The organism is Micromonospora sp. ALFpr18c (assembly GCF_008868155.1).
Lineage (GTDB): Bacteria > Actinomycetota > Actinomycetes > Mycobacteriales > Micromonosporaceae > Micromonospora.
In genome coordinates, this window is the sequence record NZ_WBKR01000158.1 from 1 (window position 1) to 15,663 (window position 15,663).

Genomic DNA, 15,663 nt, shown 5'->3' on the forward strand with positions numbered 1-15,663 from the left:
TGCCCACCGGCGTTGCCGATCACCGGCAGCGTCACCGGAGCCACCAGGACCAGCCTGACCATCTCGTACTCGATCTTCTTCCGGCCGCCCTGCGGCTACGACCCGCCGATCGTCGTCACCCTCTTCGCGGGCCGCGAGGACGCCACGAAGTGGCTGAATCCGGTGGCCCAGGCGGTCTCCGGCCCGGAGCGGAACGGGGCCGTCACCATCGGTGGGCTGACGCCCGACACGGAGTACTGGTACCGGTTCAGCGACACCGAGGGCCACCGGGATCCGTACGTCGTCGGTGGCCCGGCCCGTACGCTCGCCCCGTCGGCCTGCCGCGCGACGGCCACCATCGACGCCCGCTGGGGCACCGGCTTCGTCGCCACGGCCACCGTCCACAACACCGGGACGGAGCCGATCGACTCGTGGCGGGTCTCCTGGCGGTGGTCCGGGGACGAGCGCGTCCAGACGGTCTGGGGCGGCGTGGTCGAGACGACCGGACCCGATGTCACCGTGCGTAACGCCTCATACAACGGGACGGTGGCGCCCGGCGCCACGACGACGTTCGGCCTGCTCGTGTCGACCAGCGTGGTGCCCGACGGGATGACGCTCACCTGCGGCCGGTGAACGACGACGCCCCGCTCCCGCCAGCACGGCGTGCGCGGGGCGTCATCGGCGTCGGTCAGGGCTTGCGGGCCACCGCGCCGTACGCGTCGATGCCCTTCGCGTCGGCGTCCTCCGGGCGCCACAGCGGGATCGGCACCAGGCCGGGCTCGACCATCGTCAACCCCGAGAAGCAACTGGCGAGATCCTCCGGGCTACGCAGGATGTACGGGACACCGCCGTTCTCGGCCAGCCGGTCGGCGCCGGAGACGACCTCCGGACTGGTGTTGGTGCCGTCCCACAGCACCAGGTGACTGCCGGAGGCGGTCGCGTCCATCGTCCGGGAGACGATCGACCGCACCACGTCCAGGTCCGGTTCGTAGCCCATCACGCCCATGTACATCACGGCGATCGGCTGGTCGAAGTCGAGAGTCTGCGCCGCCTCGGCGAGGATCTTCTCCGGGTCGTGGTAGTCGGCGGGCACGTAGGTGGTGACACCCTCCGACGTCGCACTGGACAGCAGCGCCCGGGCGTGCACGAGGACCATCGGGTCGTTGTCGACGTAGACGATCCGCGCGTCGGGCGTGATCGCCTGCGCGACCGCGTGCGTGTTCTGCATGGTCGGCAGGCCGGTGCCGATGTCCAGGAACTGCCGGATGCCCGCCTCGGCGGCCAGGTAGCGGACGGCCCGCACCAGGAACACCCGGGACTGCTGCGCCATGACGACGATCTCCGGGTAGACCTCGGCCACGGCGTCGCCGGCCGCCCGGTCGGACTGGAAGTTGTCCTTGCCGCCCATCCAGTAGTTCCAGATCCGCGCCGCGTGCGGCACGTCGGGCTGAAGCTTCGCGGCGAGTTCGGCATCCGGGCCGGCCATGCCAGGCTCCTATCGAGGGGTTCGACGGACTACGTACACCAGAGCGGGATCGTACCCCCGTGCCGTCCACTGTCGATTCTCGGCGTCGGGCGGCGTCGCCTTCGGTGCCCGTGCCGGCAGTTGGCGGCTATTCGCGCGTCAGACCCGGCGGGAGGGCGTCCTCGTCGGGGTCGACCGGCCGGGCGTTGACCAGCGGGTTGCGGTGCAGGGCGGCGATGAGGTCGGCGGGGCCGCCGAGGTCGGTCCAGGTGTCGTCCCAGAGGGCCGAGACGAGCCAGCGGCGATCCGCGGGAAAGAGCAGGTCGGGGTGCCGGGCGAGTTCGTCGACCAGCGCCCGCTCGTGTGCCTCGTACCCGACGCCGTCGGGTGGGTGGCAGGTCGCGTACGCGTCGAACACCGGCGGGACGGCGGTGGTGATCGAGACGCCGTGTGTCGTCCGGTCGGCGAGCCAGGCGACGTCGACGGCCGTGCCGATCCGCCAGCTCCACCCATCCCTGGTGACCTCCATGGCCACCCATCGTAGGTTCGGACGCTGACGACGGACGTCAAACTGGCTACGGTCGGGGTGCCACGGTTTCCGACCCCCTTCAGGAGTGACCGTATGCCGCTCTCGCCGTCCCGGACCTTCTCCCAGCTCACGACGGCCGAGCGGCCGGCACGGACCAGCGTGGTGATGCGGCGCGCGGTGGTGCTCGGCGGCAGCATCGCCGGCCTGATGGCCGCCCGGGTGTTGAGCGACCATGCCGAGGAGGTGCTGATCGTCGAGCGGGATCCGTCCGACGTCGACGGCGGGCCTCGGCCGGGCGTGCCCCAGGGCAGTCAGGTGCACGCCCTGCTGCCCGCCGGTCAGGTGCAGTTGGAGCGCTGGTTTCCCGGCTTCGCCGACGAGGCGCTCGCGCTCGGCGCGCCGTTGCCACCCAGTGACGGGGCGACCCGGGCGAAGATCTACGTGAACGGCGAGCTGGGCCTGCCGCCGGCGCCGTCCGGCGCCGGACCGGCGCTGATCACCACGCGTCCGTTCCTGGAGGCGCTGGTGCGGCGGCGGACCCTCGCCGTCGACAACATCACCATGGTGTACGGGCGTGCCGACGGCCTGGTCCTCGATGGCGGTCGCGTCACCGGCGCCCGGTACGTGCCCGAGGGCGGCACCGAGCCGGTCGTCGAGTCGGCCGACCTGGTGGTCGACGCGATGGGCCGGTCCAGTCGGCTGAGCGACTGGTTGGCCGACGGCGGCTGGCCCCGGCCGCCGATGCAGCGGATGCCGATCAAACTGAACTACGCGACGGCGCTGTTCTCCCACGACGAGACGGTCAGCGACGCCTGGGTGGCGGTCTACCACACCATGGCCGGCAAGGGCCGGACCGCACGCATCGGCGGGATCAACTCGGTCGAGGGAGACCGTTGGATCATGCTGGTCGCCGGCTACGACGCGGACCGGCCCAGCCGTGACGTGGCCGATTTCGTGACCCGCTGCCGGCAGCACTATCCGGAGATGTTCGGCGACATCGCCGAGCGGGGGGAGATGCTCGGCGGCGTGGTCACGTACCACCAGGCGGACAGCCGACGCCGTGACTTCCACAAACTCGACCGGATGCCCGCCGGGCTGGTCGCGGCCGGCGACGCGGTCGCGTCCTTCAACCCGGTGTACGGCCAGGGCATGACCTCCGCGACGCTGCACGCCTCCTGCCTGTCGGCGTACCTGCGCTCGGGGCCGAACCTGGACGAGCCGGCACGGGCGTACTTCGAGCAGGTCCGGGTGATCGTCGACGCCGCCTGGCGGATCTCCACCTCGGCCGACATCGAACTCCCGCACGTCGACGGGCCGTACCCGCCGGGCTACCGGGTCACCAAGTGGTTCGGTGATCTGCTCTTCCGGACGTCGCTGACCGATCCGGTGCTCAACGACCGGCTGGGCCGGGTCACCACCATGCTGGAGCATCCGGCGACCCTGAGCCGCCCCGGCACCCTGCTGCGCGCGCTCCGCCTCGGCCTGCTCCGCTCCCGGAAAGCGTAATTCGATCTCGTCTGTGTCGGTCGCCTCTGACCTGCGGAGATAACGCTCTCACGGATAGTGGGAGAACGCTTGACGCGCCCGTGATCCAGACGTAACGATGCATTCACATGTCTCGTCACCACCGCCTGGCGTGATCGGCGCACGCCGTCCCCCCGCACCGCGAAAGGACCTACCGTGCGCAGATCCCTGAGATCGTGGCTCGGTGCTGTGCTGAGCGCGATCCTCGTGATGGGTGGCGTCGTCGCCGCGCCACCCACGGCCAGCGCCGCACCGTTCACCGTGCTGGTGTTCAGCAAGACCGCCGGATTCCGGCACGGATCGATCACCCCCGGCATCACCGCCATCCAGCAGCTCGGCGCCGACAACGGCTTCACCGTCGAGACCACCGAGGACGCGGCCCAGTTCACCGACGCCAACCTGGACCGGTTCGCCGCGGTGATCTGGCTGTCCACCACCGGTGACGTGCTCAACGCCGCCCAACAGGCCGCGTTCGAGCGCTACATCACCGGCGGCGGCGGGTACGTGGGCGTGCACGCCGCCTCCGACACCGAGTACGACTGGCCCTGGTACGGCGGTCTCGTCGGGGCGTACTTCGCCTCGCACCCGGCCGAGCAGACCGCCACCGTCAAGGTCGCCGACCAGGTGCACCCGTCCACCAGGGCGCTGCCGCAGCGGTGGAGCCGCTTCGACGAGCTGTACAACTATCGGACCAACCCCCGGGGCAACGTGCACGTGCTGGCCACCCTGGACGAGGGCACCTACACCGGCGGCAGCATGGGAGCAGACCACCCCATCTCCTGGTGCCAGAACTACTCCGGCGGCCGGGCCTGGTACACGGGCCTCGGCCACACCGACGCGTCGTACACCGAAGCGGCCTTCCGGCAGCACCTGCTCGGCGGCATCATGACCGCGGCCGGCGCGGTCGACGCGGACTGCGGCCCCACCGTCACGAGCAACTTCCAGCAGGTGGAGCTGGCCAAGGGCGCGGCCGAGACCGGCGAGCCGATGAGCCTCACCGTCCTGCCCGACCGGGGCGTGCTGCACACCTCGCGCAACGGCGTGATCCGACACACCGACGCCGCCGGCAACACCAAGGTCGCCGCCACCCTGGCCGTCTACACCGGCGACGAGGAGGGCTTGCAGGGCATCAAGGCCGACCCGAACTTCGCCACCAACCGCTGGGTGTACGCCTACTACGCGCCACCACTGAGCACCCCCGGCGGTGGTGCGCCCGCCGAGGGCACCCCGGCCCAGTTCGCCGTGTGGGACGGCGTCAACCGGCTGTCCCGGTTCACCGTGAACGCGGACAACACCATCAACCTGGCCAGCGAGACGCTGATCCTGAACGTGCCGACGAGCCGGGGCATGTGCTGCCACGTCGGCGGTGACATGGACTTCGACGCGGCCGGAAACCTGTACCTGTCTACCGGTGACGACACCAACCCGTTCGACTCGGCCGGGTTCACCCCGATCGACGAGCGGGCCGGGCGCAACCCGGCGTTCGACGCCCAGCGCACCGCAGCGAACAGCAACGACCTGCGCGGCAAGGTGCTCCGGATCAAGCCGAGCGCGGCGGGCGGTTACACGATCCCGGCCGGCAACATGTTCGCGCCGGGCACCGCGCGGACCCGCCCGGAGATCTACGCGATGGGGTTCCGCAACCCGTTCCGGATGAGCGTGGACAAGGCCACCGGCGTCGTCTACCTCGGTGACTACGGCCCCGACGCGGGCACCGCCGACCCGAACCGGGGTCCGGCGGGCAACGTGGAGTTCGCCCGGATCGACCGGCCCGGCTTCTACGGCTGGCCGTACTGCACGGCCCGCAACGACGCCTACAACGACTACACGTTCCCGTCCGGGCCGTCCGGGGCGAAGTTCAACTGCGCCGGTGGGCCGGTGAACAACTCGCCCAACAACACCGGCATCACCCAGCTGCCGCCGGCCATCCCGGCGTGGCTTCCGTACGGCGGGTCCGGCTCGCCGCCGGAGTTCACCGGCGGCGGCCTGTCCCCGATGGGCGGGCCGGTCTACCGGTACGACCCGAACAACACGTCCGCCGTGGCGTTCCCGGAGTACTACGACGGCACCTACTTCGCCGGCGAGTTCGGTCGCCGCTGGATCAAGAACATTAAGCTCGACGCGTCCGGCCAACCACTGAAGATCAACCCGTTCCCGTGGACCGGCACCCAGGTCATGGACATGGAGTTCGGCCCGGACGGCGCCCTCTACGTGCTCGACTACGGCACCGGCTGGTTCAACGGCGACGCCAACTCGGCCCTGTACCGCATCGAGTACGCCCGGGAGGGCAGAGCACCCGTCGCGAAGGTGTCGGCCACCCCGACCAGTGGCACCGCACCGCTGACCGTGGCGTTCTCCTCGGCCGGCACCCTCGACCCGGACGGTGACCCGTTCACCTACGCCTGGGACTTCGACAACAACGGCACCACCGACTCGACCGCGCCGAACCCGAGCTTCACGTACACCACCAACGGGACCCGCAGCCCGACGTTGACCGTCCGGGACACCACCGGAAAGACGGCCACCGCGAGTGTGGTCGTCACGGTCGGCAACAGCGCCCCGGTGGTCACCGTGAACACCCCGTTGAACGGGCAGACCTTCGCCTTCGGGGACGCGGTGCCGTTCAGCGTCACGGTCACCGACGCCCAGGACGGTGCGATCAACTGCGCCCGGGTGAAGGTCAACTACGTCCTCGGGCACGACTCGCACGGCCACCAGCTCGGCAGCGTGCAGGGCTGTACGGGGGTCATCCAGACCTCGGCCGACGGAGAGCACGACACCGCGGCGAACATCTTCGGCATCATCGACGCCGAGTACACCGACCTGGGCGGGGGCGGTCAGCCGGCGCTGACCACGCACACCCAGGCGGTGCTGCAACCGCGGGTACGCCAGGCCGAGCACTTCGGTGACTCGTCCGGCGTCCAGATCGTCGCCGGGGCGGCCGGGCACGGTGGGGCGGCGGTCGGCTACATCGACAACAACGACTGGATCTCGTTCCGCCCGTACAACCTGACCGGCGTCCAGTCGTTCAGCGCTCGCGTCGGCGCACCGGCCGGCGGCGGCGGCACGCTCGAACTGCGGGTCGACTCGCCCACCGGGCCGCTGGTCGGCTCGGCCACCGTGGTGCCCACCGGCGGGTACGCCACCTTCGCCACGGTCACCGGCGGGGTCACCGCCCCGACCGGCACCCGGACGCTGTTCCTCGTCTTCAAGGGCGCCGGCCCGTGGTTCGACATCGACGAGTTCACCCTCTCCGGCAGCCCCGGCGGCCCGGGGCCGGATCCCAACCCGCCGGGCGCGAACCTGGCCCAGGGCAAGCCCGCCCGGTCGTCCAGCTTCGAGGGTGCCTTCGTCGCGGCCAACGCGTTCGACGGGGCGTTGGGCACCCGTTGGGGCAGCTCCTTCGGCGACCCGCAGTGGATCGACGTGGACCTGGGCGCCACGTACGCCATCAATCGGGTGAAGTTGACCTGGGAGGCGGCGTACGGCAGCGGGTACCAGATCCAGACCTCCACGGACGGGGTCACCTTCACCACGGTGCGGACGGTGACCGGCGGCGACGGCGGCGTGGACGACCTGACCGGCCTGACCGGCTCCGGCCGGTACGTCCGGCTGCTCGGCACCACCCGGGGCACCGCGTGGGGCTACTCGCTGTTCGAGTTCGAGGTGTACGGCGGCACCGGCAGCCCGACCGGCGGCAATTTGCTGCTCAACAAACCCACCTCGACGTCGAGCAACGAGGGGGCCGACGTGAGTGGGGCGCAGGCGGTCGACGGCAGCCTCACCACCCGCTGGTCGAGCACCTTCTCCGACCCGCAGTGGATTCGCGTCGACCTCGGCAGCCCGACCGCGATCGGCCGGGTCAAGCTGAGCTGGGAGGCGGCGTACAGCAGCGCGTACCAGATCCAGACCTCGAATGACGGCACCACCTGGACCACCGTGAAGACGGTGACCGGCGCCGACGGCGGCGTGGACGAGCACACCGGGCTCGGCGCCAACGGCCGGTACCTGCGGATCTACGGCACCGCCCGGGGCACCGGCTACGGTCACTCGCTCTGGGAGGTCGAGGCGTACGCCAGCTGAACCATCACCGCTGACGTGGCCGGCACGGCTCCCGTGCCGGCTACATCCGTCGCTCCACCCTCGTCGTCCTTGCATATACCGTCTACCGGTATATGCTCACTGGCATGGCTGAGGCTCCACTGCGGGAACCGACGTTCCTGGTGCTCACCGCGCTCGCGGACGCGCCCATGCACGGGTACGCCGTCATCGAGGACGTGCTGCGCATCTCCGACGGCCGGGTGCGCCTGCGCGCCGGCACCCTCTACGCCGTCCTCGATCGGCTCCGCGCCGACGGTCTCATCGAGGTCGAGCGCGAAGAGGTGGTGCAGTCTCGACTGCGCCGCTACTACCGCCTCACCGCGCTGGGCGCGCGGCGTCTGGCCGACGAGGCATCCCGCCTGCGACACAACGCGGACGCCGCTCGCGGGCGGCTGCGTCGCAACGGCCTGATCACCGACGGAGGTGCGGCGTGAGCAGCGACGATCTGGAGCGCCGCTACCGGCGGCTGCTGTCCGTCTACCCGTGGGAACACCGTCGGGTGTACGAGGACGAGATGCTGGCGGTGCTCATCGCCGGCGCGCGGCCGGGCCAGCGGCGACCCGCCGCCGCCGACGTGCGGAACCTGGTCGGCACCGGCTTGCGGGCGCGGCTACGGGTGGGCGCACGGGGGTTCACCGAGCCGAGCTGGGCGGACGCGGCGACGGTGACCGGCCTACTGGTCGGAGTCGTCCTGCTGGCCCTCGCCGGGAAAGCGCTGCTCGACCAGCTCATCCGCAGCCCGAGCCTGCCAACGGGGTATGGGCCGGGCGGCCCGGATCTGGTCGACTGGCTGCGGGTCGTCGGCTGGGCCGGTGTCTGCGTTGCCGCATTGGCCGGATGGCGCTGGGCGGCCACCGGTCTGGCCTGGGTCGGCGTGCTCGGCTGGGCTGCCCTGATCGCTCCGCGGACGAGTGACAACCCGACGTACGTGGTGGACACGCTGCCGCAGTTCGCCCTCGCCGTGGTGGCGGCCGCCGCGCTCACCGTGCCGGCGCCGCGCCGCCGGGCGATCGCACTGCTGGGCGTACGCCGCCTGCTGGCGCTGGTGCTCGCGCCGGCCGCGATGGTCGCGCTCCTGGTGACGAACCGGGTGACCAGTCCCACGTTCGACTTCGTCGGTGAAGTGTCCTACAAGGTCTTCTACGGCATCGAGGCCAGCAGCGGGCTGGTGGTCTGGCTCTACATCGCCGGCCTGGCGGCCGCCGCGCTGGCCATGCTGGTCGCGGTGGCCACGCTCACTCCGGACGTACGCCGGCGGATCGTCGTCATGCTCCTGCCGGTGGTCGCGCTCGCCATGGTGATCGACAGCGCCCTCGCCGGTTGGGTCACCTCGACCATGAACATGGGACACGCCATCCCGCTGGTGCCGGCGCAGTGGGCGATGCTGGTGCTCGTCGCGCCGGTGACCTTCCTGGCCGGGGTGCTGCTCGTGCGACGTCGCGAGGAGACCCTGCGCATGGTCGCCCTGGGCCGCGACGCCGACCGCGAGCAGCCGGCGGGCAAGTAGGCGACGGCGACGTCAGTCGTCGGCGACGGCCACCGGTTCCGCACCGATGCAGCGCACCTTCAGCTCGTGCTCGCCGGCCGTCCCCTCGAAGGTGACCTCGACGTCGTCGTCCGGGCCACGGTCCACGTCGCGGACCCGGTAGCCCTGCGCGGGCGCCCAGGAGACGAGGCGTACCCCGGCGGCGGCGCACTCGGCCACGGCCGTGCCGCCGCCGGTGGCGAACACCCGGCGGACCCCGGCGCTGGCGCTCGGCGCGGCGGTCGTCGTGGACGGCCCGGCCGAGGCGGTGCCCGTGGTGCCGGTCGGCACCGGCTCCGGCGAGGCGAGTGCCCGCTCGATCTCGGCCGCACCGCGCACCCCGCCCGGGGTGCCGGTGATGCTCTCGCCCACCAGCCGGATCGCGCCCAGCCCGATCAGGGTGGCCACGGCGGCGGTGGCCACCCAGCCGGTGGCGATGAGGATCGAACGACGGCCCATCACCTGACTATCCCCGATCCACGGTTGTCGCCGGCACATCCGGACCCTAAGGCTGGGTTAACGGCGGGCCCCGTCGCCGGCGGTCGCAGACCCGGTCGGGTCGTGGACGCCCGCCACGGTGGCGAGGCGGATCTTGGATTCGTCGTCGGTGCCCGGGGCCGCGGTGAGGATCACGATCTTCAGTTCGGCGTCGCCGTCGGTCAGGACGTCGCAGTCGACCCGGACCGCTCCGACCACCGGATGTTCGATGATCTTGCAGTCCTCCCGATGGGCGGTGACGGCTCCGGCCGCCCACAGCTCGGCGAACTGCTCGTTGCCCTCGGTGAGGTCACGGATGAGCTTCGCCAGGCGGCGGTCACGGGGAAACCGGCCGGTGGCCCGCCGGAGGTCGGAGACGACGGCGGCGCTGGTGGCGTCGGCGTCCAGGGAAATCACGGGCCAGCGCGACATCCCCGGCCCGTCGGAGTTCACCGGGAAGGTGTCGCGGGCGAAGTTGCGACGAACCGGCGGGGACGCCGACGGGTCGCCCAGCAGCGCCGCCCAACCCGGGTTCCACCAGATCACCTGCCAGTCCGCGGCGAACACGGCGACGGCGGCGTCACCGAGGCGGCTGACCACCCGCTGCACGCCCGGCGGGATGTGATCGGAGATCTGGTCGTCCGTCGGTGTGGCCAGGTTGGCCAGCCGGAACAGATGGTCACGCTCGGCGGACGTCAACTGGAGGGCACGAGCGAGCGCGGAGGTCACCTGCGCCGACGGTGTGGTCGCCCGCCCCTGTTCCAGGCGCACGATGTAGTCGACCGATACGCCGGCCAGCTCGGCCAGCTCCTCCCGCCTCAGCCCGGCGGCTCGGCGCCCATGGCCCGCGGGCAGCCCGGTGGCAGCCGGCGACAGGCGGTCGCGCCAGGCACGGATCGTCGCTCCCAGTCCCGCAGCCTGCGTCATCACGCCCCCGATTGTTTCGCACCCCACCGGGACGAGGGTGGTATTGCTTGTCCTACCGTCGCGACGTCCCTGGCAGGTGCCTTGGCGGCGACGAACGATGGGGGCATGACGATCACCTTCATCACCGGAGCCAACAAGGGGCTCGGTCGCGAGACCGCCCGCCGCCTCATCGAGCTGGGCCACACCGTCATTGTCGGTGCTCGTGACCCTGAGCTGGGCGCCGAGGCGGCGAACACGCTCGGAGCCCGGTTCGTGCAGATCGACGTCACCGACGACGACTCCGTCGCCGCTGCTGCCGCCGACGTCGAGAAGCACGAGGGCCGCGTCGACCTCTTGATCAACAACGCGGGCACCCACGGTCCGTTCGGTGACCCGAGCGAGCTGACCGGCGACGACCTGCTCGCCGTCCTGGACGTCAACCTCGTCGGCGTGGTGCGCACGACAACCGCGTTCCTGCCGCTGCTGCGCCGTTTCCCCGACCCCACGATCATCAACGTGAGCAGCGCGATGGGCTCGCTGGCGGCCACCCACGACCCGTCGCGCGCCGAGTCGCGTGTCATCGCCCCCGTCTACACGTCCTCCAAGGCGGCGCTCACGATGCTGACCACCCAGTACGCCAAGGCGCTGACGGACGTCCGCATCAACGCCGCCGACCCCGGCTACACCGCCACGGACCTCAACGGACACAGCGGGCCGCAGACCGTCACCGAGGGCACCGACGCCATCGTCGCCCTCGCCACCGAAGGCCCCGGACACGGCTCCGGCCGCTTCGTCGACCGCCACGGCGAGATCGCGTGGTCCCAGGCGGTGACCGGCTAGCCTGCCACCTGTGGCCCGCCTGCTGCTCATCGAGGACGACCTGACGATCCGTACGCCGCTGATCCGGGCGTTGCGGGAACGCGGGCACGCGGTGGCCGCCGCCTCGACCGCGATGACGGGGCTCCGCGACGCGCTGGAGGACCGGCCCGACCTCGTCGTACTCGACCTGGGTCTGCCCGACCTGGACGGACGCGAGCTGCTGCGGATGCTGCGCGCGGTCAGCGCGGTGCCGGTCATCGTGGCCACCGCCCGCGACGACGAGGCCGAAATCGTCCGGGTGCTCGACGCGGGTGCCGACGACTACGTGGTCAAGCCGTTCACCGCGGCACAGCTCGACGCCCGCGTACGGGCGGTGCTGCGGCGCGGCCCCTCCGGCGCGGACGCGTCCGACCCGGCGCTCGTCGTCGGCGGGCTGCGGATCGACCCCCGGGCGCGACAGGTCACCCTGGACGGGGTGGCGGTCGAGCTGACGCCCCGGGAGTTCGACCTGCTGCACCACCTCGCCGGCCGCCCCGGCCAGGTGGTCACCAAACGTGAGCTGCTCACCGAGGTGTGGCAGATCCCGTACGGAGGTGCCGACAAGACCGTCGACGTGCACCTGTCCTGGTTGCGTCGCAAGTTGGGCGAGAGCGCCCAGCAACCCCGCTACCTGCACACCGTGCGCGGTGTGGGGGTACGCCTCGACGCGCCGGCGGCGCAGCCGTGAGGGCGCGACTCGCGCTGCTGGTCGCCGCGGTCAGCGTGCTCACCCTCATCGCGTTCCTGGTGCCGTTGGCGTTGCTCGTCCGTACCGTCGCCGAGGACCGGGCGACCGTCCGGGCCACCGCCGACGCGCAGAGCCTCGTGCCGGTGGTCGGGACCGCCGACGCGGCGACGATCCGACTCACCGTGGAGCAGCTCGCCGCAGAGTCCGGTCGACCGGTCAGCGTCTTCCTGCCCGACGGCACGGTGCTCGGCGCCCCGGCACCGCGTACGCCGGCGGTGGCCCTGGCGGCGCGCGGGCAGAGCCTCACCGGCGAGTCGGCGGCCGGACGGGAGGTGGTCATCGCCGTGCAGGGGCGGGCGGACGGCACCGGCGTGATCCGCACGGTGGTGCCGCGGCACGAGCTGACCGCCGGGGTGACCCGGGCCTGGCTGGTGCTGGCCCTGCTCGGCGTGCTCCTGGTGCTGATCGGGCTGGCCGTGGCCGACCGGCTGGCCCGCACCCTGGTGCGTCCGATCAGCGAACTCTCCGCCGTGTCGCACCGGCTGGCGAACGCCGAACTGGACGCCCGCGTCACCCCGGCCGGCCCGGCCGAGCTGCGGGAGGTGGCCGGCGCGTTGAATCACCTGGCCGGTCGCATCCAGGTGCTCCTCGTGCAGGAGCGTGAGCAGGTCGCCGACCTGTCGCACCGCTTGCGGACACCGTTGACGGCGCTGCGGCTGGAGGCGGAGTCGCTGCGCGACCCGGACGACGCGGCCCGCATCACCGCTGCCGCCGACGGGCTCGAACGCGCCGTCACCGGACTGATCCGCCAGGCCCGGTGGCGTCACTCGCCGACGGTGGCACCGGCCGCCTCGGACGCGGCGGCGATCGTCGCCGACCGGGTCGCGTTCTGGTCGGTGCTGGCCGAGGACACCGGCCGGGCCGTCACGCTCGACCTCGCTGCCGGTCCGCTTCCCGTCGGTGTGCCCGCCGACGACCTGACCGCGGCCGTGGACGCTCTGCTCGGCAACGTCTTCGCGCACACGCCCGACGGGACGCCGTTCGCCGTCCGGCTGGCCCGGGACGCGGGCGAGGTGCTGCTCACGGTCGCCGACGAGGGGCCGGGGATGCCGGACGGGGCGGTCCGGCGAGGTGCCAGCGCGGCCGGGTCGACCGGTCTCGGCCTGGACATCGCCCGGCGTGCCGCCCAGGCGGGCGGCGGTCGGCTGGAGCTGCGTACCGGGCCGGAGGGCGGTGCGCAGGTGCTGCTCCGGCTCGGGCCCGTGCGTCCGAGCGGACCGGCGGTGGCACCACGGGTACCGGGAGCGGCTTAACTCGCCCTTAGGGTCCGGACAGCGCGCCGCTATCCCGTTCCGACCGATCCTCGACATCACAACCGAGGAAAGGTGGACACCACGATGAAGCGCAGCTCTCTGCTCTTGGCGTCGGTCGGCGGGGCGACGGTGCTGGCGGTGGCCGGCGTCGCCGTCGGCGTGAACGCCGCCGACGGTTCACGGGCCGGCGACACGGCGCTCGCCGCCGCCACCGTGGCCCCGACGGCCACGGACGCGCCGGACGACGGCGCCACCACGCCCACCCCGCCCGGCACCGCGTCGTCGAGCGCCACTCCGTCCGGTGCCACTCCGTCGGGCGCCACCCCGTCGACGAGCAGCGCGCCGGCGAGCGGGGCGGTCGACCAGCAGCGCGCCGGCGAGATCGCGCTCGCCAGGGCCGGTGGCGGGCAGATCGTCGAGGTCGAGGCCGAGCAGGAACACGGCCGACCGGTCTGGAGCGTCGAGATCGTCGCCGGGAACACCGAGCACGAGGTGGACGTGGACCGGGACAACGGCACGGTCGTCAAGGCCGAGCAGGAGTCGGTCGACGACGACGGTGACGGCTCCAACGACGACGGCTCCGACGACGATGACGACAAGTCCGGTGACGACGACTGACCCCGTCCCTGCCGCCGGTCGCCTCGGTCTCACCCTGGCGGCCGGCGGCGTCGTCTCGCCGCACGGCGATTCGAGCGCCCGGCAGGCATATGTGCAGTTGCCCCGGGTAGCTGCCATCCATGGCGCGGTACACGAAACCCGAACTCCGGGAACAGCTCAAGGAAGAGATCAAGGCATCCGACAAGGGTGGCCGGGTGGGGCAGTGGTCGGCGCGCAAGTCGCAGTTGCTCACTCAGGAGTACAAGAAGCGCGGTGGCGGATTCCTGGGCGAAAAGGACGAGCGGCAGAAGTCCCTCCAGCGGTGGGGCAACGAGAAGTGGCAGACGAAAGAGGGCGACACGCGTGCCCGCGAGGGTGGTACGACGAGCCGCTACCTGCCCAAGCGGGCCTGGGACGAGCTGTCGGACAACCAGAAACGCGCGACCGACACCAAGAAGCGCGAGGCGTCCCGGTCCGGCAAGCAGTACGTCGCCAACACCGGCCCGGCCAAGCGGGCGCGCCGGGACGCCACGACGGCTGGACGGATGTCGGAGATGTCGGTCGCCGAGGCGGCGAAGCTTGTCCGTGGCCTGGACACCCGTGAGCTGAGGACCGCTCTGCGCCAGGAACGCGCCGGCAAGGACCGCAAGACGCTGGTCCAGCGGCTCCAGGCGGAACTCGACCGGCGCTGACCCTCAGAGACCGGCGTGCAGGCTCAGGCTCTGCCGCAGGTGGATCTTCGGCCGGGAGCCGACCACGGAGCCGACGACCTCGCCCTGACGGAACACCAGCAGGGTCGGCAGGGACATGACCTGGTAGCGGCGGGTGGCCTGCGGGTTGTCGTCGGAGTTGAGCTTGGCGATGACCATCCGGTCGCCGAACTCCCGTGCCAGCTCGACGAGGCTCTTCTCGATCAATTTGCAGGGCGGGCACCACTCGGCCCAGAAGTCGACCACGACCGGTCGGTCGCTGGCCAGCACCAGCTCGCTGAACGTGTCGTCGGTGACGGAGATCAGGGAGCCGACGGTCGTTTCCTGGGGCATGTTTCGTCCCGGTGCGCGATGGCCTGGGTGAGCTGGGTGTGGAGCTGCTGACGTACCGCGCCGAGCCGTTCGAGGTAGGCGTCGACCTCGGCGAGCTTGCGGCGTAGCACCAGCACCGAGTCCGGGCAGACGCCGCCGGACGTGTTGCCGGCCCGCAGGCAGGCCACGAACGGGCGGACGTCGTCGAGGCCGAACCCGACGTCGAGCAGAGCCCGGATCTCGCGGACGACCCGCAGCTCCGCCTCCTCGTAGACGCGGTAACCGTTCGCGGAGCGCTGCGCCCGCACCAGACCGTGCGCCTCGTAGTAGCGCGGGGTTCGCGTGCTCGTGCCGGCCCGTTCAGCCAACTCGCCGATCCGCATCCGACCTCCTCGACCAGCCCGTCACGACCACGCTAAACGTTGCCGCCAGCGTCAAGGCAAGCCGCGCGACGGGCTCCCGGCGTGGTGCTGTCGAACGCGGCCAGGAGAGGAACCGCGCAGCTGGCACGCTGTGCGGCAGGCGCATGGATCCGACGGCGGTGCTCACGTGCGTCGGTGGTAGTGGTTGCGGCGGGGGATGTGCTTCGGGTCGAGCCAGGCGGGTGGGACGAATTCGGGGTGGCCGTCGCCGGCGATGTGGACGGTCCAGTCGCTGTGGTGCAGGTGTCGGTGGTGGT

Annotated in this window: 16 protein-coding genes; 10 read left to right on the forward strand and 6 right to left on the reverse strand. The window is 71.7% G+C overall.

The features are described from left to right. A partial coding sequence (locus tag F8271_RS23465) for a cellulose binding domain-containing protein (RefSeq protein ID WP_151491989.1) occupies positions 1 to 612 on the forward strand: 612 nt, incomplete at its 5' end. A 55-nt stretch (positions 613 to 667) separates the two neighbouring features. On the opposite strand, the gene F8271_RS23470 is transcribed toward F8271_RS23465, so the two are convergent. Beyond that, a complete protein-coding gene (locus F8271_RS23470) occupies positions 668 to 1,465 on the reverse strand; it encodes an SAM-dependent methyltransferase (protein ID WP_151491990.1) in 798 nt (265 codons plus the stop codon). A gap of 127 nt (positions 1,466 to 1,592) precedes the next feature. After that, positions 1,593 to 1,973, reverse strand: coding sequence for a hypothetical protein (locus tag F8271_RS23475; protein ID WP_151491991.1), 381 nt, complete (start codon positions 1,971 to 1,973; stop codon positions 1,593 to 1,595). A 93-nt stretch (positions 1,974 to 2,066) separates the two neighbouring features. On the opposite strand from F8271_RS23475, the gene F8271_RS23480 reads away from it, so the two are divergent. From F8271_RS23480 to F8271_RS23495, 4 genes are all read left to right on the forward strand, one after another. Next, positions 2,067 to 3,479, forward strand: coding sequence for an NAD(P)/FAD-dependent oxidoreductase (locus F8271_RS23480; RefSeq protein ID WP_151491992.1), 1,413 nt, complete (start codon positions 2,067 to 2,069; stop codon positions 3,477 to 3,479). 174 nt (positions 3,480 to 3,653) lie between these two features. Next, positions 3,654 to 7,580, forward strand: coding sequence for a ThuA domain-containing protein (locus F8271_RS23485; protein WP_151491993.1), 3,927 nt, complete (start codon positions 3,654 to 3,656; stop codon positions 7,578 to 7,580). 104 nt (positions 7,581 to 7,684) lie between these two features. Then, on the forward strand, positions 7,685 to 8,032 hold the full coding sequence (locus F8271_RS23490) for a PadR family transcriptional regulator (RefSeq protein ID WP_151491994.1): 348 nt from the start codon (positions 7,685 to 7,687) through the stop codon (positions 8,030 to 8,032). After that, positions 8,029 to 9,105 carry a hypothetical protein gene (locus F8271_RS23495; RefSeq protein WP_151491995.1) on the forward strand — a complete coding sequence of 359 codons (1,077 nt, stop codon included), beginning with the start codon at positions 8,029 to 8,031 and terminating at the stop codon, positions 9,103 to 9,105. The genes F8271_RS23490 and F8271_RS23495 overlap by 4 nt, the downstream gene beginning before the upstream one ends. A 12-nt stretch (positions 9,106 to 9,117) precedes the next feature. On the opposite strand, the gene F8271_RS23500 is transcribed toward F8271_RS23495, so the two are convergent. Together F8271_RS23500 and F8271_RS23505 are read right to left on the reverse strand one after the other, a co-directional pair. Further along, entirely contained in the window at positions 9,118 to 9,582 is a 465-nt protein-coding gene (locus F8271_RS23500; RefSeq protein WP_151491996.1) for a septum formation initiator, read from the reverse strand. Positions 9,583 to 9,639: 57 nt separating this feature from the next. Continuing rightward, the gene (locus F8271_RS23505; RefSeq protein WP_151492004.1) at positions 9,640 to 10,527 is read right to left on the reverse strand and encodes a helix-turn-helix transcriptional regulator; all 888 of its coding nucleotides are present in this window, start codon (positions 10,525 to 10,527) and stop codon (positions 9,640 to 9,642) included. A 105-nt stretch (positions 10,528 to 10,632) separates the two neighbouring features. Here F8271_RS23505 and F8271_RS23510 point away from each other — a divergent pair, with 105 nt between their 5' ends. From F8271_RS23510 to F8271_RS23530, 5 genes are all read left to right on the forward strand, one after another. Continuing rightward, positions 10,633 to 11,346, forward strand: a complete 714-nt coding sequence (locus F8271_RS23510) for an SDR family NAD(P)-dependent oxidoreductase (protein ID WP_151491997.1) — start codon at positions 10,633 to 10,635, stop codon at positions 11,344 to 11,346. Positions 11,347 to 11,356: 10 nt separating this feature from the next. Further along, the gene (locus F8271_RS23515) at positions 11,357 to 12,052 is read left to right on the forward strand and encodes a response regulator transcription factor (RefSeq protein WP_151491998.1); all 696 of its coding nucleotides are present in this window, start codon (positions 11,357 to 11,359) and stop codon (positions 12,050 to 12,052) included. Then, a complete protein-coding gene (locus tag F8271_RS23520) occupies positions 12,049 to 13,365 on the forward strand; it encodes a HAMP domain-containing sensor histidine kinase (protein WP_151491999.1) in 1,317 nt (438 codons plus the stop codon). The genes F8271_RS23515 and F8271_RS23520 overlap by 4 nt, the downstream gene beginning before the upstream one ends. Positions 13,366 to 13,449: 84 nt before the next feature. Then, positions 13,450 to 13,983: a PepSY domain-containing protein gene (locus tag F8271_RS23525; RefSeq protein WP_151492000.1), complete on the forward strand. Its 534-nt coding sequence runs from the start codon at positions 13,450 to 13,452 to the stop codon at positions 13,981 to 13,983. Positions 13,984 to 14,102: 119 nt separating this feature from the next. After that, positions 14,103 to 14,654: a DUF5872 domain-containing protein gene (locus F8271_RS23530; protein WP_151492001.1), complete on the forward strand. Its 552-nt coding sequence runs from the start codon at positions 14,103 to 14,105 to the stop codon at positions 14,652 to 14,654. Between the two features lie 3 nt (positions 14,655 to 14,657). On the opposite strand, the gene trxA is transcribed toward F8271_RS23530, so the two are convergent. Both trxA and F8271_RS23540 read right to left on the reverse strand, forming a co-directional pair. Beyond that, positions 14,658 to 15,005: a thioredoxin gene (gene trxA / locus F8271_RS23535; protein ID WP_151492002.1), complete on the reverse strand. Its 348-nt coding sequence runs from the start codon at positions 15,003 to 15,005 to the stop codon at positions 14,658 to 14,660. Then, positions 14,975 to 15,367, reverse strand: coding sequence for a MerR family transcriptional regulator (locus F8271_RS23540; protein WP_151492003.1), 393 nt, complete (start codon positions 15,365 to 15,367; stop codon positions 14,975 to 14,977). The genes trxA and F8271_RS23540 overlap by 31 nt, the downstream gene beginning before the upstream one ends. Positions 15,368 to 15,663 lie beyond the last annotated feature (296 nt).